Annotated in this window: 13 protein-coding genes; 9 read left to right on the top strand and 4 right to left on the bottom strand. The window is 71.2% G+C overall.

The annotated features are described in order from the left end of the window. Window positions 1-22 precede the first annotated feature (22 nt). The 6 genes from frr (at window position 23) to AC1DZA_RS06545 (ending at window position 3,959) form a co-directional block, all read left to right on the top strand. Window positions 23-577 (top strand): ribosome recycling factor, encoded by a 555-nt coding sequence (gene frr / locus AC1DZA_RS06570; protein ID WP_476761392.1) that lies wholly within the window; start codon window positions 23-25, stop codon window positions 575-577. A 90-nt stretch (window positions 578-667) separates the two neighbouring features. Next, entirely contained in the window at window positions 668-1,573 is a 906-nt protein-coding gene (locus tag AC1DZA_RS06565; RefSeq protein WP_476772130.1) for a phosphatidate cytidylyltransferase, read from the top strand. Window positions 1,574-1,593: 20 nt separating this feature from the next. Then, window positions 1,594-2,148 (top strand): DivIVA domain-containing protein, encoded by a 555-nt coding sequence (locus tag AC1DZA_RS06560; RefSeq protein WP_309979187.1) that lies wholly within the window; start codon window positions 1,594-1,596, stop codon window positions 2,146-2,148. 125 nt (window positions 2,149-2,273) lie between these two features. After that, window positions 2,274-2,858: an aggregation-promoting factor C-terminal-like domain-containing protein gene (locus AC1DZA_RS06555; RefSeq protein WP_476772129.1), complete on the top strand. Its 585-nt coding sequence runs from the start codon at window positions 2,274-2,276 to the stop codon at window positions 2,856-2,858. 55 nt (window positions 2,859-2,913) lie between these two features. Then, the gene (locus tag AC1DZA_RS06550) at window positions 2,914-3,222 is read left to right on the top strand and encodes a hypothetical protein (protein WP_476772128.1); all 309 of its coding nucleotides are present in this window, start codon (window positions 2,914-2,916) and stop codon (window positions 3,220-3,222) included. Continuing rightward, a complete protein-coding gene (locus tag AC1DZA_RS06545) occupies window positions 3,219-3,959 on the top strand; it encodes an alpha/beta hydrolase (protein ID WP_476761397.1) in 741 nt (246 codons plus the stop codon). Before AC1DZA_RS06550 ends, AC1DZA_RS06545 begins: the two co-directional genes overlap by 4 nt. 54 nt (window positions 3,960-4,013) lie before the next feature. Here the strand turns inward: AC1DZA_RS06545 and AC1DZA_RS06540 are convergent, their stop codons facing one another. Both AC1DZA_RS06540 and AC1DZA_RS06535 read right to left on the bottom strand, forming a co-directional pair. Further along, on the bottom strand, window positions 4,014-5,078 hold the full coding sequence (locus tag AC1DZA_RS06540; RefSeq protein WP_476761398.1) for an AI-2E family transporter: 1,065 nt from the start codon (window positions 5,076-5,078) through the stop codon (window positions 4,014-4,016). Window positions 5,079-5,098: 20 nt separating this feature from the next. After that, window positions 5,099-6,715, bottom strand: coding sequence for a DivIVA domain-containing protein (locus AC1DZA_RS06535; RefSeq protein ID WP_476761399.1), 1,617 nt, complete (start codon window positions 6,713-6,715; stop codon window positions 5,099-5,101). Between the two features lie 229 nt (window positions 6,716-6,944). Between AC1DZA_RS06535 and AC1DZA_RS06530 the strand changes: the two genes are divergently transcribed. Then, window positions 6,945-8,837, top strand: a complete 1,893-nt coding sequence (locus tag AC1DZA_RS06530) for a DUF8094 domain-containing protein (protein WP_476772127.1) — start codon at window positions 6,945-6,947, stop codon at window positions 8,835-8,837. Further along, window positions 8,834-9,778: a co-chaperone YbbN gene (locus tag AC1DZA_RS06525; RefSeq protein ID WP_476772126.1), complete on the top strand. Its 945-nt coding sequence runs from the start codon at window positions 8,834-8,836 to the stop codon at window positions 9,776-9,778. The genes AC1DZA_RS06530 and AC1DZA_RS06525 overlap by 4 nt, the downstream gene beginning before the upstream one ends. Before the next feature lie 73 nt (window positions 9,779-9,851). On the opposite strand, the gene glgB is transcribed toward AC1DZA_RS06525, so the two are convergent. Further along, window positions 9,852-12,056 (bottom strand): 1,4-alpha-glucan branching protein GlgB, encoded by a 2,205-nt coding sequence (glgB, locus tag AC1DZA_RS06520; RefSeq protein WP_476772125.1) that lies wholly within the window; start codon window positions 12,054-12,056, stop codon window positions 9,852-9,854. Next, complete coding sequence (locus AC1DZA_RS06515; RefSeq protein ID WP_476772124.1) at window positions 12,049-14,109, bottom strand: maltotransferase domain-containing protein; 2,061 nt, start codon at window positions 14,107-14,109, stop codon at window positions 12,049-12,051. The genes glgB and AC1DZA_RS06515 overlap by 8 nt, the downstream gene beginning before the upstream one ends. A gap of 62 nt (window positions 14,110-14,171) precedes the next feature. Between AC1DZA_RS06515 and glgP the strand changes: the two genes are divergently transcribed. Beyond that, entirely contained in the window at window positions 14,172-16,751 is a 2,580-nt protein-coding gene (gene glgP, locus AC1DZA_RS06510) for an alpha-glucan family phosphorylase (RefSeq protein ID WP_476772123.1), read from the top strand. Window position 16,752 lies beyond the last annotated feature (1 nt).

The following is a 16,752-nucleotide window of genomic DNA, read 5'->3' as shown; positions in this document are numbered from 1 at the left end:
GTAGCGAACAGAAGGAGCCCCCGTGATCGCGGATGTACTGTCCGATGCCACTGCACGCATGCACAAGGCCGTCGAGGTCGCGAAGGATGACTTCGCCTCGGTGCGAACCGGGCGGGCGAACCCCCAGCTCTTCCAGAAGATCATGGTGAGCTACTACGGCACGCCGACCCCGCTCTCGCAGCTCGCGTCGCTGCAGAACCCCGAGGCTCGCACCCTCGTCGTGACGCCCTACGACAAGAGCGCACTGAAGGACATCGAGCAGGCGATCCGCGACACCCCGAACCTCGGTGCGAACCCGACGAACGACGGCAACATCGTTCGCGTGACGCTGCCCGAGCTGACCGAGGAGCGTCGCCGGGAGTACGTCAAGATCGTGCGCTCGAAGGCTGAGGACGCCCGCGTGTCGGTGCGGAACATCCGTCGCAAGGCGAAGGACGACCTCGACAGCCTCAAGGGCGAGGTCGGCGACGACGAGGTGTCGCGTGCCGAGAAGGAGCTCGAGCAGCTCACGAAGACGAACGTCGACGCGATCGACGACGCGCTGAAGCGCAAGGAAGCCGAACTCCTCGAGGTCTGAGGGAACACCATGTCGGGCGTTCCAGGGGGAGATGACGAGTCGGACGCCGGAGGGCATGACCGGTCATCCCGAGACGACTTCAAGTCGCAGGTGCAGGCTCGCAGGGCCGATCTCGAGCGGCAGTTCGAGGCGTCCAAGGCGCAGTTCGACCAGGCGCAGGAGAAGATCCAGGCCCGCACGGGCCGCAACCTGATCCTGGCGATCCTCATCGGGCTCGCCTTCGGCGGGGCGCTCCTGCTGAGCCTGCTCGTGATCAAAGAGCTGTTCATGGTGTTCGCCCTGCCGCTCGCCGGCTTCGCGAGCTACGAGTTGGCGCAGGCCCTCCGGAAGGGCGACTTCCACGTCCCGCGCATCCCGACCGTCGCGGCCGCCGTGATCGCCATCCCGGTGTCGTACTACTTCGGGGCCGGCGGCCAGTTCCTCGCGGTGCTCGGCGGGATCGTGGTCGTGACGGCCTGGCGGCTCGTCGAGCAATTGATCCCCTCCCAGCGCCGCACGGGTACGAGCCTCGTCCGCGATCTCGCCGCCGGCGCGTTCGTGCAGGGCTACGTGGTGCTCCTCGCGACGTTCACCGTGGTGCTCACGGCGGCCGACGGCGGGCAGTGGTGGACGCTGGCGTTCATCATCATCGCGGTGGCGGCGGATGTCGGTGCGTACGCGTTCGGGCTCATGTTCGGCAAGCATCCGATGGCCCCCGTCATCAGCCCCAAGAAGACCTGGGAGGGCTTCGCCGGGGGAGCGGCTGCCAGCGTGCTGGCCGGACTGCTCCTGTCCACGCTCATGCTCGGCAACACCTGGTGGTTCGGGCTCATCTTCGGCGCGGCGATCTTCCTCACGGCGACGCTCGGCGACCTCGTCGAGTCCCTCGTGAAGCGCGACATCGGCATCAAGGACATGAGCTCGTGGCTGCCGGGGCACGGCGGATTCCTCGACCGCCTCGACTCGATCCTGCCGTCCGCGGCCGTGGCGTTCCTCGCGTTCCTGGTCTTCGGTTGAGCGTCCGCGATAATGGTGCCGTGGACTCCACCTTCCCTCGCGCCCGCAAGCCTCAACTGGGATACAACACCGCCCAGGTCGAGGAGTTCCTCCAGGTGGCGCGTCGCGCCTACGACGGCACGGCGAAGCCCGGCGACCCGCCGCTGACGTCGGAGAAGATCCGGCTCACCGCCTTCGCCATGCAGAAGGGCGGATACTCGACCGCGCACGTCGACGCGGCGATGGAACGGCTGGAGGACGCGTTCGCGGCCGAGGAACGACAGGTCGCCGCCAGGCTCCACGGCAGCGAGGCGTGGCTCAGCGAGGCGCGCACGACCGCGCAGGTCGTCTCGAACCGACTTGCCCGGCCGGCCGGGGAGCGCTTCGATCGCGTGAGCCCGCTCGCCCTCGGCTATCGGGTGCGCGACGTCGACCGATTCGCCGACAAGTTGACACGGTACTTCCGCGACGGATGGCCCATCTCGATCGACGACGTGCGCACGGTCGTCTTCCCGACGCAGCGCGGCGGCTACCGCGAATCGCAGGTGGACCTCGTGCTCGACGCCGTGGTCGACGTCATGCTCGCGGTCCGGTGACCCGGGGTTCGACCCGGCCCCGCCGGCTCCGATACACTCGACGAATCGTGGGCAGGCACTCGGACATCGACACATCGACGGCACCCGTGCATCCTGCCGCACCGCCGGTCAGGCGCCGGGGTCGCGTGAAGCAGTCCGCGACCGCCGTGTTCGCATTCCTCGCCTCCGTGAGCTTCCTGCTCGTGAACGTCGTCGACCCGTTCTCGGGCGCGACGGCCTCACCCGACTTCGCCGCCTCCGGTGAGCGGTTCGGCGGGGCCGACGTGCAGGCGATCGACGTCGAGGGCGAGTACACGATCGACGTGTCCAAGGAGTCGTACGACGTCGAGAAGAAGCCAGAGGTAAAGCTGGCCCCGGCGTCGACGTCATCGAGCAGCGGTTGGGCACCGCCCGCAGTGACGCCCGATCCCGGTTCGGCGCAGGCCTACGCGGCCGGCGCCGTCGCCGCGCGGGGCTGGCCGTCGAGCGAGTTCGACTGCCTGGTGGCCCTGTGGAGCAAGGAATCGGGCTGGCGGGTCAACGCCTACAACGCGTCGAGCGGCGCCTACGGGATCCCTCAGGCACTGCCGGGCTCGAAGATGGCGACGGCCGGCGCCGACTGGGAGACCAACGCGGGAACCCAGATCGAGTGGGGCCTGGGCTACGTGCAGGGCAGGTACGGCACCCCGTGCGGCGCGTGGGCGCACTCGCAGGACTCCGGCTGGTACTGAGCTCAGCGCGTTGCGCCCGGCAGCCGACGTCACGCGCCCCGCCTAGACTGGGACCATGGCACGCTCGAACCGATCTCGCGGTCGGGCGGCCCGTGCTCGTGAAGCGCATGTCGAGCTCGACGTCGATCGGCTCACGTCCGGATGGCGCCGCACCGAGGTGCGTGGTGGCCGCGAGTGGAACGTGCAGCCGGTCTCCGAGGCGCAGGCGGTGAAGCCGTACGTCTGTCCGGGGTGCGGTTTGGACGTGACCCCCGGGGTGGCGCACCTGGTCACCTGGCGTGCCGACGGCGTCCTCGGCGACGCCGCCGATCTCGCCGCCCGCCGGCACTGGCACACCCACTGCTGGAGGATCGAGGCCCGATGAACGAACCGCACGCCGACCCCGTCGAGATCCGAGCCGGGGTCGAGCTTCCCGCCGTGCGGGAGGACATCGAGTTGCGCACGGCGGACGGGCTCCGGTTGGTGGGCGAGCTGGCCACCCCGATCGACCGCGCACCGGTCGCGACGCTCGTCACGCTGCATCCGCTGCCGACTGCCGGCGGCTTCATGGACTCGCACATCCTCCGCAAGGCTGCGGCGCGGCTTCCCGCCCTGGCCGACCTCGCCGTGCTGCGGTTCAACACCCGGGGCACGTCGTCCCCGCGGGGTACCAGCGAGGGCACCTTCGGTGAGGGCGTCGCGGAACGGGCGGATGTCGCAGCGGCGATGGCGTTCGTCGCCGAGCGTGGGTTGCCGGCTCCCTGGCTCGTCGGATGGTCGTTCGGCACCGAGCTCGCCCTGAAGTACGGGCTGGAGCACGGCATCGCCGGCGCGATCCTGCTCTCGCCGCCGCTGCACCGGACCAGCCAGGAGGAACTGCAGCGGTGGAACGCCTCGTCGACGCCGATGGTGGCCGTGATCCCCGAGCACGACGACTACCTGAAGCCCGACCAGGCCGCGGAGCGCTTCGCCGTCCTGCCGCGACTGCGCCGGGTCGACGTCGCCGGCGGCCGCCACCTGTGGGTGGGGGAGTCGCAGACGCGGCGCGTGCTCGAGGAGATCGTCGCGGCGGTCAATCCTTCGGCGCTGCCGCTGCCGACGACCTGGCCTCCCGCGAGCTGAGCGGCGAGGCATCCGGAACCCGATCGCTCGGGAGGGCGACCGCGACCCGGTGGGTCAGAGCTCGTTCTGGTGCGGGATGACGACCTGCTTGATGATCAGCAGGATCGACGCGGCGACGGGGATGGCGATGAGCGCGCCGAGGATGCCGAGCAGTGCACCGCCGGCCAGAGCGGCGATGACCACGAGCGCGCCCGGGACCTTCACCGCGCGGTTCATGATGCGGGGGCTCAGCACGTATGCCTCGACCTGCATGTAGACCAGGTAGTAGATCGCCGCGACGAGCGCGGTGAGCGGCGACCCGAGGCCGGGGATCAGGCAGACCAGCACGATGAGGACGGACCCGGTCAGCGTGCCGACGAGCGGGACGAGCGAGAACAGGAAGGCGATGAACGCGAGGACCGCGGGGAAGGGCGCCTGGATGATCGAGAGGAAGATGAAGCTCGCGATCCCGTTGCAGGCCGCGAGCCCCGCCTGTCCGAGCACGTAGCGGCCGACGGACTGCGTGATCTGCTCGGTGAGGTCAGCGAAGCGCTCGCGCTTCGAGGCCGGCACCAGTTGGTACGTGCCCCGCTTCATCGCGTTGAGGGATGCCGCGAAGTACAGGGTGAGGATGAACACGATCACGATCGCGAACAGGCCGGTGCCGATGGCGACGGCGACCTGCAGGACGCCGCCGGCGAGCTCGCTCAGCTTCTCGGGATTCGTGAAGAAGTCGGTGACCGCCGTCGTGACCTGCTGGCTGATCTCGTCGACGGGCACCTGGGGGAACTGGTCCTTCAGGCTCTCGATCCACTCCTGCGAGTTGACCCGGTCGACGATGAGCGGGATCTCCTCGACGAGCTGGCTCACCTGGTCGACCACGATGGGGACCACGGCGAGCACCAGTGCCGCGACGAGCAGCCCCACGCCGGTCATCACGATGAGGATCGCCGCCCAACGCGGAAGCCCCCGGCGCTCGAGCCAGCTGATCGCCGGATCGAGGCCGAGGGCCAGGAAGAGTGCCGCGCCGACATAGGCGATGATCGTCGAGAGGCTCGCGATCGAGAACAGGATGAGCAGGCCGGCGCCGACTCCGAGCGTTCCGACGAGTCCGAAGCGGAACGCGTTCTGGATTCTCATGGAGGCGGCGCGGCCTCGCGTCAGCGGGTGCTCTGCGCGGCGACCTGCTCGGCCTGCGTGAGCACGCCCCGCAGGCTCTCGAAGTAGCCGGCCACGGCGTCGCGCTCGATCTTGATCTGCGAGAGGCGGTCCTCGGCGTCGGCGACCAGGGCGCGGGTGCGCTCCTCGGCATCCGCAATGAGCTTGCGTGCCTGGTCGTGCGCGGCGGCCACGCGGTCGCGGGCCTCCTCATCGGCCTTGTCGCGGATCTTGGCGATCTCGGTGCGCACGTGCGTCTCGAGGCGGTCGGCCTCCGCGCGGCTCTCGGAGGTGCGTGCGACCGCATCGGCGAGCTCGGCGTTGGCGTCGTCGAGGAACTTCTGCGTCTGGGCCACCGCCTCCTGGTGCGCGACGAGCAGCTCCTGCTCGGCCTCGTCGCGCTTGGCCGAGAGCTCGGCCTCGAGGTCGAGGTGGGCCTTCTCGATCTCGCGGCGCATGCGGTTCACCTCGTGCGTGGTCTTCTTGCGCATCGCGGTGAGCTGGTTGTCGAGGTCGATGCGCGCCTGCTCGGACTCGGCATCGAAGTCGGCACGGGCCTGCTCCTGCTCGAGGGCGAGGTCGGCCCGCATCTGGTCGAGGTCTGCGGCGTGCTTGGCGCGGATGCGCTCGAGCTCGTGCTGGAGCTTGAGCCGCGCGGCCTCGGCCTCGCGCTCGAGGTCGACCTTGGCCTGCGCCTTCTGCTCGGCGAGTGCCGCGCGGCTCGACTCGAGCTCGCGGTCGAGGTCGGTGCGTGCCTGCTCGAGCTCGTGCACGAGCGCGGCGCGGCGCTCGCTGATCTCGGCGTCGATGCCGGCCCGGGCCTCGGCGGTCTCGCGCTCGAGGTCGAGGCGCGACTGCTCGGTGTCGCGGGCCAGGTCGATGCGCGCCTGCTCGGTCTCCTTGGCGAGCTCCGCCCGGGCCCGGTCGAGCTCGATGGCGACCTCGGCGCGGGTCTGCTCGGTCTCCTGCGCGAGGCCGGCGGCGGTGGCACGTGCCTCGTTCGCCTCGGCGTTCGCGGCGACGAGGATCTCGGCGGCCTTCTTCTCGGCGGCGGAGATGGTCGCGGCGGACTCGCGCTTGGCGCTTGAGCGGAGCTCGGCGGCCTCGGTGGCCACGGCGCCGCGGATGGCGGCCGCGTCGCGGGCGGCCTCCTGGCGGAGCTGCTCGCTCGCCTCGTGCGCGCGGGAGACCATGTCGTCGGCCTCGGCGCGGGCGTTCTCGAGCGTGCGGTTCGCCTGCGCGCGGGCCTCGGTGAGGGTGCGCTCGGCCAGCTCGTGGGCGTCGGAGCGCATGAGGTGCGCCTCGTCCTCGGCGGAGCGGCGCAGCTTCTCGGCGTCGATGTCGGCCTGGGCGATGAGGCGCGTGGACTGCTCCTCGGCGACCCGGAGGGTGTTCTCGAGCTTGGTGCCGAGGCCGGAGAAGGTCGGGCTGCCGACCTCTTCGAGCTCGGCGGTCAGCTCCTCGATGCGGGCGTGGAGGCGCTTGTTCTCCTTGGCCTGCTCGGCGAGCTGGGTGTTCGTGTTGATGATGTCGCGTCGGAGCCCGTTGATGCTCTTGTCGACCTCGTCCTTGTCGTATCCGCGGAACACCTGCGTGAACTCGGTCTCTTCGACAGCCAATTCTTCCTCCGGGGTTTGTCCCGCGTTCGTGGGGGCTCGTGCGGGTCGTGTCGATTGTACGGGCACCCGCGCCCGCGTGCGCACGCGGGATTCCGGGGCATCGGTGCCGCGGCATCGGGCGGGCGGACGCACTGCGCGCACAGCTGGCGGTTGGCACTCTCTCAGACTGCGCCGGTAGTGTGGAGCGTCCCTGTTCGAAGCCGCGGATCGCGGCACCGGAGGTTTCTTCTTGCGCTTCGCCCTCGCAATCGTGGCGTTCATCGCTGCGGCCGTGATGATCGGGTTCGGCATCGCCCAGCGCACCGTCTTCCTCGACCCCGACCGTGTCGTGCTGTCGACGGAGGTCGATTCCGACGCCGCCTACACCGTCATCGAACCCGACGCCCTCGGCGCCTACGCCGGCAAGCAGACGATCACCGTCTCGGGCCCCGACACGGTCTTCGTGGCCTACGGGCGCGACACCGACGTCGAGGCGTGGATCGGCGACTCGCCCTACACGAGCGTGCACTACGACGCCGATGCCGAGCGATTCACGAGTGAGACGGTCGAGCCCGAGCCGGCCGACGATGCCGCGGCGACGACCGATCCGACCATCCCTCCGACGCCTGACGTGCCGGCGACGGATGCCGCGACCGAGCCGGCCGCCGACCCGGCCGCCTCGCCGTCGGGATCGGACCTATGGCTCGACGAGTTCACCGCGGAGCGCACCATCTCCACCACGATCGACGTGCCCGACGACATCTCGGTGCTGCTCGCGAGCGACGGCACCGCTCCGGCCCCCGACGCCATCACGATCGCCTGGCCGCTCGACAACTCGACGCCCTGGGCGGGTCCGCTGCTCGCCGGCGGCGCGCTCGTGTTCCTCGGCGGCATCGCCCTGCTCATCTCGGGCTTCGTGCACCACCGCCGGTCGCGAGGACCCCGACGCAACCTCCCCACCGGCCCGCGCGGCAGGGGCAAGCTGCCCAGCGCGCCGAAGCCGCCCGCGCTCCGACGCAGCCAGGTGAGCGGTCGACGTGCTGTCGGCGGTGCCAAGCGCGTCGCACTCGTGCCGCTCGTCGTGCTGCCGGCCATTGCGCTCAGCGCGTGCTCCTCCGACTACTGGCCCACGTTCGACCAGGCCCCGCCGACGACCGCCGCGGCCACCGAGACCCCGGTTCCCACGGATGCCCCGGCCACGGACGACGCCGCCGCCGAGGACGAGATGGAGCCGGCCGTGACCGTGCCGCAGATGGAGCGCATCATGCGCAGCATCGCGGTGTCGACCACCGAGACCGACTCCGCGCTCGACGCCCAGGGACTCACCGCGCGCTTCACCGGGCCCGCGCTGGCCGCCCGTCAGGCCAACTACGCGATCCGCGGCACCCTGCCCGACCACCCCGCGCTGCCGCCGATCCCGGCGTCGCCGCTCACGCTGACCCTCCCGCAGCAGGTGGCGGGCTGGCCGGCCAGCGGCCGCACGGTGCTCACCATCGCGACGAACAGCGACGACCCCACCGTGGCGCCGACCGCGCTGGTGCTCCAGCAGGCGACCCCGCGCGACAACTACAAGATCGTCTACGCCATGTCGCTGGCACCCGACGCGGACGTGCCCGAGGTCGCCCCGGCCTCGATCGGCGCACCGCTCATCTCGCCCGAGTTCAAGGGCCTCGTCATGGAGCCCGGACAGGTGGCCGCGGCCTACGCGGACGTGCTCCTGAAGGGCGACGCCTCGGAGTTCGCGACGATGTTCGACGCAGAGGGCGACGCGCTCCGCGAGCAGCTCGGGCCGACCGGCCAGCAGGCCATCAGCGATGCGCTTCCCCCGACGGCGGATGTCGCGTTCTCGAACGCCGTCGGCGCGAGCCCCACCGTGGCGCTCGCCACGAACGACTCGGGCGCCCTCGTCAGCGTGTCGATCGAGCAGACCGAGAAGGTCACGCCGAACGACGGCGGCACCATCGGGTTCCAGGAGGGCGCGCCGGGCCGGGCCCTCTCGGGCTTCGTCGACAAGAGCGCCAAGGGCGTGCAGCGCGTCATCGGCGTGCAGTTGCTGTTCTACGTGCCGGGCGTGGGCTCGGACGAGAAGATCCGCCTCCTCGGCTGGTCCGAGAGCCTGATCGGAGCATCGGAGATACCGTGAGCGACCCCATCCAGCCGAGCGGCCTTCGCGGCGCCGTCGACCTGTCCTCCCTCGTGCAGCGCCCGCCGGCGCAGCGGCAGCCCGGAGGCGGGGGCGACCCGTCGGCTGGAGCGGGCGACGCGATCGTGTTCGAGACGGATGACGCCGCCTTCGGCGCCACCCTCGAACTCTCGCGCACCGTTCCCGTCGTGGTCGTGCTGTGGGCCTCGTGGAGCGAGCAGTCGATCGCCCTCGTCGAGACCCTCGACCGGCTCGTGCGGGCGCGCGAGGGTCGCCTCGTGCTGGCCGCCGCCGACGCCGATCGCAGTCCGCAACTCGTGCAGGCGTTCCAGGCGCAGGCGATCCCCACCGTGGTCGCCGTGGTCGCCGGCCAGCCCGTGCCGCTCTTCGCCGGCGTCCAGCCCGACGACGTGATCGAGCAGGTCTTCGACCAGCTGCTCGAGCTCGGAGCCCAGCACGGCGTCTCCGGCCAGGTCGAGGCGGGCGGCGAGCCCGGCGAGGGCCCGGCCGAACCCGTCGAGCCCCCGCTGCCCCCGCTGCACCAGGAGGCGTACGACGCCATCGAGCGCGGTGACTTCGAGGCCGCGGCATCCGCGTACCGCACGGCCATCGCGCAGGACCCGCGCGACTCGCTCGCCGTCGCCGGCCTGGCGCAGGCGAACCTGCTGTGGCGCCTGCAGGGCAAGACCCTCGATGCGATCCGCAATGCGGCCGCCTCGGCAACCGACGACCTCGGCGCGCAGCTCGACGTCGCCGACCTCGACCTGTCGGGCGGGCACATCGATGACGCGTTCGACCGCCTGCTGACGCTGTTCCCGAAGCTCGACGCCGACGGCAAGCGCGCCGTGCGCGAGCGGCTCGTGGAGCTGTTCGAGGTCGTGGGCACCGACGACCCCCGCGTGATCGCGGCGCGCCGGCGGCTCACGAACCTGCTCTACTGACGCGTCACCGGCGAGGCTGACGCGTCACCGGCGAAGCCGACGCGTCACCGGCGAAGCCGCACCGCGCAGCGCCTCACCGGTCGAGCCTGAACCAGACCGCCGCGAGCGGCGGCAGGGTGAACGACGCCGACGCGGGGCGGCCCGACCACGGGTCGTCCGTCGCCTCGACCCCGCCGAGGTTGCCGACGCCCGAGCCGCCGAACTCCGCGGCATCCGAGTTCAGGACCTCGATCCAGCGCCCGGCGGCCGGGAGGCCGAGGCGGAAGCCCTCGTGCGGCCGGCCCGCGAAGTTGACCACGCAGAGGAGCGGCCGGCGGTCGCGGTCGTAGCGGATGAACGCGATCACGTTCTCGTTCGCCGCGCCGCCTTCGACCCACTCGAACCCCGAGGCGTCGTCGTCGAGCTGCCACAGCGCCGCGGTCTCGCGGTAGGTGCGGTTCAGCGCGCCCACGAACTCGGCGAGCTGGCGGTGCGAGGGCTGGTCGAGGATCCACCAGTCGAGGCCGCGCTCCTCGCTCCACTCCGAGAGCTGGCCGAACTCCTGGCCCATGAAGAGCAGCTGCTTGCCCGGGTGCGCCCACATGTACGACAGGTAGGCGCGCACGTTGGCGAGCTGCTGCCAGTGGTCGCCCGGCATCTTGCGGATGAGCGAGCCCTTGCCGTGCACGACCTCGTCGTGGCTGATCGGCAGCACGAAGTGCTCGCTGAACGCGTAGAGGAACGAGAAGGTGAGGTCGTGATGATGGTGCGCGCGGTACATCGGGTCCTTCGAGATGTACTGCAGCGTGTCGTGCATCCAGCCCATGTTCCACTTGAAGCCGAACCCGAGGCCCCCCGACGACGTGGGCGCGGTCACGCCCGGCCACGACGTCGACTCCTCGGCGATCATGACGATGCCGGGGTTGCGCTTGTACGCCGTCGCCGTGGCCTCCTGCAGGAACGAGATGGCCTCGAGGTGCTCGCGGCCGCCGTACTGGTTCGGCAGCCATTCGCCGTCCTCGCGGGAGTAGTCGAGGTAGAGCATCGAGGCGACGGCGTCGACGCGGAGCCCGTCGACGTGCATCTCCTCGAGCCAGAACAGCGCGTTGGCGACGAGGAAGTTGCGCACGCGCGGGTTGCCGAAGTCGAAGACGTAGGTGCCCCAGTCCTTCTGCTCACCACGACGGGGGTCGGGATGCTCGTACAGCGGCTCGCCGTCGAACCGGGCGAGCGCCCAGTCGTCCTTCGGGAAGTGGCCCGGAACCCAGTCCATGATCACGCCGATGCCGGCCCGGTGCAGCCGGTCGATGAGGTACTTCAGGTCGTCGGGGCTGCCGAATCGCGAGGTGATCGCGTAGTAGCCGGTCACCTGGTAGCCCCACGATCCGCCGAACGGATGCTCCGCCAGCGGCATGAACTCCACGTGCGTGTACCCGAGCCAGTCGAGGTACTCGATCAGCTCGTCGGCGACGTCGCGGTAGCCGCGACCCGGGCGCCACGACCCGAGGTGCAGCTCGTATGTGCTCATCGGGCGCTCGTGCGGATTCGTGACCGCGCGCTGCGACATCCACTCGCCGTCGCCCCATTCGTATGAGCTGACGCTCACGACCGACGCCGTCGACGGGGCGATCTCGGCCTGCCTGGCCATCGGGTCGGCCTTCATGATCCAGTGCCCGGCCGGGGTCAGGATCTCGAACTTGTAGATGGTGCCGGGCTCGAGTTCGGGCACGAACAGCTCCCACACGCCCGTGCCGCCCATGCTCCGCATCGCGTGCCCGGCGCCGTCCCAGCGGTTGAACTCGCCCACGACGCGCACCGCGCCGGCGCGCGGCGCCCAGACGGTGAACGACGTGCCGCGCACGCCGCCGCCGACGCCCCAGTGCTCGCGGTGATGCGCGCCCAGCACCTGCCAGAGCTGCTCGTGCCGGCCCTCGCCGATGAGGTGCAGGTCGAGCTCGCCGATCGTGGGCGCGAACCGGTAGGGGTCCTCGCTCGTCCACTCGTCGTCGCCGTAGCGGGCGCGGATGAGGTAGTCGACGGGGCCGAAGTCGCCGGCTCCCGCCCAGATGCCGTGCCCCACGTGCTGCAGCGGCAGAACGTCCCCGCCGTCGAGCAGCGCGTCGACGCGGTCGGCGAGCGGCCGCCGCGTGCGGATGACCGTGTGCACGCCGGGCGTGCCGGCCAGCTCGAAGCCGTGCTGGCCGAGCACCGAGTGCGGATCGGCGTGTCGTCCCTCCGCGACGGCGACGAGCTGCGCGTCGTCGACCGCGGGGCCCGCCTGCGGCATCCGCTCAGTCATCGCTGCCTCGCACCACGTGGAGGATGTGCGCCGGTCGCGTGAAGGCGTCGAGACGCACGTAGTTGGCGTCGCCCCAGTCCCAGCGATCACCGGTGACGAGGTCTTCCACCTCGAAGCGGATGCCGGGGGTGAGCCCGATGGCGGCGAGATCGAGGTGCACGGTGGTCTCCCTCACGGAGTGCGGGTCGACGTTCGCGACCACGATGACGGTGTCGTCGCGCCCGTCGGGCGTGAACCGGCCCGGGAGGTGCTTGGAGTACACGACCACGGCGTCGTCCTCGCTGGCGTGGAAGCGGATGTTGCGCAACTGTCCGAGCGCGGGGTGCGCGGCGCGGATCGCGTTGAGGATGCCGAGGTACAGGGCGAGCGAGCGGCCCTCGGCCTCGGCGGCCGCGAAGTCGCGTGGCTTGTACTCGTACTTCTCGTTGTCGATGGCCTCCTCGGCACCCGGCCGGGCCACCGACTCGAAGAGCTCGAAGCCCGCGTAGACGCCCCACGTGGGCGCCGCGGTGGCGGCGATCGTCGCGCGCACCGTGAACGCGGCCGGGCCGCCGAACTGGAGGTACTCGGTGAGGATGTCGGGCGTGTTCACGAACAGGTTCGGCCGCATGAAGTCGGCCGTCTCCTGCGACACCGAGGTGAGGAACTCCTCCAGCTCCTCCTTGGTGTTGCGCCACGTGAAGTAGGAGTAGGACTGCTGGAAGCCCGCCATGGCGAGCGCCTGCATCATCGCCGGGCGGGTGAACGCCTCGGCGAGGAACACCACGTCGGGGTCCTCGGCGTTGACGGCGCCGATGAGCCGCTCCCAGAACATGAGCGGCTTCGTGTGGGGGTTGTCGACGCGGAAGATCTTCACGCCCTGCTTCATCCAGTGCCGCACGATGCGCAGCACCTCGACGAAGATGCCCCCGGGGTCGTCGTCGAAGTTCACCGGATAGATGTCCTGGTACTTCTTCGGCGGGTTCTCGGCGTAGCGGATGGTGCCGTCGGGCAACTGCGTGAACCAGTCGGGATGCTCCGCCACCCATGGGTGATCGGGGGAGGCCTGCAGCGCGAGGTCGAGGGCGACCTCCATGCCGAGGGCGGCCGCGCGCCGCACGAAGGCGCGGAAGTCGGCCAGGGTGCCGAGGTCGGGGTGGACGGCGTCATGTCCGCCCGCGGCGCCGCCGATCGCCCAGGGCGAGCCCGGATCGTTCGGCCCCGGATCGAGGGTGTTGTTGCGGCCCTTGCGGTTCGTCTCCCCGATCGGGTGGATCGGCGGCAGGTACACCACGTCGAAGCCCATCGCCGCGACGCCGTCGAGCCGCTTCATCGCCGTGCGGAACGTGCCGCTCTTCCAGCTGCCGTCCTTCAGCCGGCGCGCGCCCTCCGAGCGGGGGAAGAACTCGTACCAGGAACCGACGCCGGCGCGGCGCCGCTCCACGAGGATCTCGTGCTCGGGCGAGTCGCTCGTGAGCTTCGCGAGCGGCCAGGCGGTGAAGACGTCGAGCGCCGGCGCGTCGACGAGGGGCCGGCGATCGTCGACGGATGCCGCGTCGTCGCGCAGCGCGGCCGCGAGGGCCGTCAGCTTGCGGCGCGCCGCGATGGGCCGGGCCTTCTCGGCGGCCGCCCGATCGAGGAGGCGTGCGCCGATCTCGTACATCAGTTCGGCGTCGACGCCGGCATCGATCTTCAGGGCCGCGTCGTGCCGCCACGTGGCGATCTCGTCGTCGAAGCCGGTGACGTGCCAGTGCCAGATGCCGCGCTCGTCGAGGAGCACCCAGGCCTCCCACCGATCGGTGCCCGCCGTGAGCGGCGACATCCGCACGTGGCGCACGGTGCCCGAGGGGCTCGTCAACACGAGCATCGCGCCGACCTGGTCGTGGCCCTCGCGGAACACCGTCGCGCGGAACGGCACCACCTCGCCCTCGAAGGCCTTCGGTCGCCAGCGGTCGTCGGGGAGGGCCGGCGTGACCCGGGTCACCGGGATCCGGCCGGCCAGTACGTCTCGCGAGGTCACCTTCCGACCGTAGCGTGGATCACGTCGCCTCGCGCGTGGTTGACGCCGCGGCATGCCGATGCCGGCCGAACGGCCCGTTCACGCATTCGTCACGCCGGCGACCTAGGGTGGAGCGCGTGAAGCCGATCCGCAAGTTCACCGTCCGTGCCGTCGTGCCGGGCTCCTTGTCCGCCCTCGAGGAGCTCGCCGGCAACCTCCGGTGGTCGTGGCACGAGCCGACGAAGCGCCTGTTCGAGCACATCGACCCCGAGCTGTGGCGCACCACCCGGCGTGATCCCGGAGCGTTCCTCGGCGAGGTCGATCCGGCGAGGCTCGACGAGCTCGCCGCCGACGCGGGATACGTGGAGTGGGCGGAGCGCGAACGTGCGAGCCTGCGCGACTACCTGTCGCAGCCGCGCTGGTTCCAGTCGCTCGGCGCCGCCGCGCCGCGCGCGGTGGCCTACTTCTCGCCCGAGTTCGGCATCACCGCGGCCCTGCCGCAGTACTCCGGCGGCCTCGGCATCCTCGCCGGCGACCACCTCAAGGCCGCGTCCGACCTCGGCGTGCCCCTGATCGGCGTCGGCCTCTTCTACAAGGCCGGCTACTTCGCGCAGTCCATCTCGGCCGATGGCTGGCAGCAGGAGCGGTACCCCGTGCTCGACCCCGACGGCCTGCCGCTGTCCGTCCTGCGGCGCCCCGACGGCTCCCCGGTGCAGGTCACGCTCGCCCTGCCCGACGAGGCGTCGCTGCACGCCCGAGTGTGGAAGGCCGAGGTCGGGCGCATCACGCTGCTCATGCTCGATACCGACATCCCGGCGAACGCCGACGAGCTGCGCTCGGTGACCGACCGGCTCTACGGCGGCGGCGGCGAGCACCGGCTCCTGCAGGAACTGCTCCTCGGGATCGGCGGCGCGCGCGCCGTGCGGGCCTTCACGGAGCTGCGGGGCGGGCCGGCGCCCGACGTGTTCCACATGAACGAAGGTCATGCCGGATTCCTCGGGCTCGAGCGCATCGCGACGCACATCGCCGACGGCTGCTCCTTCGCCGAGGCGCTGCAGCTCGTGCGTGCCGGCACGGTCTTCACGACGCACACGCCCGTGCCCGCCGGCATCGACCGGTTCGACCGCGCGCTCGTCGAGCGATACCTCACGAGCTCGCTGCTGCCGGGCGTCGATCCGGCCGATGCGCTGGCGCTCGGGGTGGAGCCGGGGGCCGACCCGTCGACCAGCGCGTTCAACATGGCGGTCATGGGACTCCGGCTCGCACAGCGCGCCAACGGCGTCTCGAAGCTGCACGGGCAGGTCAGCCGCCGCATGTTCGGCGACCTGTGGCCCGGGTTCGACGCCGACGAGGTGCCGATCACGTCGATCACGAACGGTGTGCACGCGCCGACCTGGACCGACCCCGCCCTGCTCGGCCTCGCCGAGGCCCGGCTCGGCACGGGCGACACCGAGCACGCCGACTGGACGAGTCCCGCCGTCAGCGACGGCGAGTTCTGGGCCGTCAAGCGCGGCATGCGCCAGCAGCTCGTCGAGGACGCGCGGCGTCGCCTCGCGGCATCCTGGGCGGAGCAGCACGACGGGGCCTCCGCGCCGAAGTGGCTCACCCAGGTGCTCGACCCCGACACGCTCACCGTGGGGTTCGCGCGGCGCGTGCCGACGTACAAGCGCCTGACGCTCATGCTGAGCGACCCCGATCGGCTGAAGTCGATCCTGACGAACCCCGATAGGCCGGTGCAGTTCGTGATCGCCGGCAAGTCGCATCCGGCCGACGACGAGGGCAAGCGGCTCATCCAGCAGCTCGTGCAGTTCGCGCAGCAGCCCGAGCTGCGCGACCGCATCGTGTTCCTGCCCGACTACGACATGGGCATGGCCGAGCTGCTCTACCCCGGCTGCGACGTGTGGCTGAACAACCCGTTGCGACCGCTCGAGGCGTGCGGCACCTCGGGCATGAAGGCGGCCATGAACGGCGCCCTGAACCTGTCGATCCTCGACGGCTGGTGGGCCGAGTTCGCGGGCGACGACTACGGCTGGGTGATCCCGTCGGCGGATGCCGCGGGCGACGCCGGCGAGCGCGACGCCCTCGAGGCGGCCGCCCTCTACGAACTGCTCGAGCACCGTGTCGCCACCCGGTACTACGAGCGCGACGCCGACGGGGTTCCCGTGGAGTGGGTGCGCCGCGTGCGGCAGACGCTCGCGGTGCTCGTACCGCAGCTCGGCGCCGATCGCATGGTGCGGCAGTACGTCGAGGAGCTCTACCGGCCGGCGGCCGAGCAGGCGGCCCGCGTGGAAGCCGACGCCGACCGCGGCGCGCGCGAGCTCGCCGCGTTCGACGCCCGCGTGCGAGCGTCGTGGCCGCGCGTGCAGGTCGTGCACGTCGAGTCGGGGGGCGTGGAGTCGCCGCACGTCGGCGACGAGCTGCGGCTGCGCGCCTACGTGGAGCTCGACGGGCTCTCGCCCGACGACGTGGCCGTGGAGGTCGTCTACGGTCGCAGCCGCACCGACGAGTCCATCGAGGGCGTGCGTCGCACGGCACTGGCTCCCGAGCCGGGCGACGGCGGGTCGGATGCCGCTCCGGGAAGCGGGGCGCAGCGCCTGTACACCGGCACGGTCGTGCTCGACCGGGCGGGCGCATTCGGCTACACGGTGCGGGTGGTGCCGCGGCATCCGCTGCTCGTGTCGCCCGCCGAGCTGGGACTCGTCGCGGTCGCGGGCTGAC

The organism is Agromyces sp. P2_B3, from assembly GCF_056404815.1.
Note: the sequence above shows the minus strand (reverse complement) of the source record. Positions and strands in the feature narration are given on the sequence as shown.

Bases quoted from the DNA above. Each gene is read 5' to 3' on its own strand.
- AC1DZA_RS06550 (WP_476772128.1), top strand. From the start codon at position 2,914: ATGGCACGCTCGAACCGATCTCGCGGTCGGGCGGCCCGTGCTCGTGAA.
- AC1DZA_RS06545 (WP_476761397.1), top strand. From the start codon at position 3,219: ATGAACGAACCGCACGCCGACCCCGTCGAGATCCGAGCCGGGGTCGAG.
- AC1DZA_RS06540 (WP_476761398.1), bottom strand. From the start codon at position 5,078: ATGAGAATCCAGAACGCGTTCCGCTTCGGACTCGTCGGAACGCTCGGA.
- glgB (WP_476772125.1), bottom strand. From the start codon at position 12,056: ATGACTGAGCGGATGCCGCAGGCGGGCCCCGCGGTCGACGACGCGCAG.
- AC1DZA_RS06515 (WP_476772124.1), bottom strand. From the start codon at position 14,109: ATGCCGCGGCGTCAACCACGCGCGAGGCGACGTGATCCACGCTACGGT.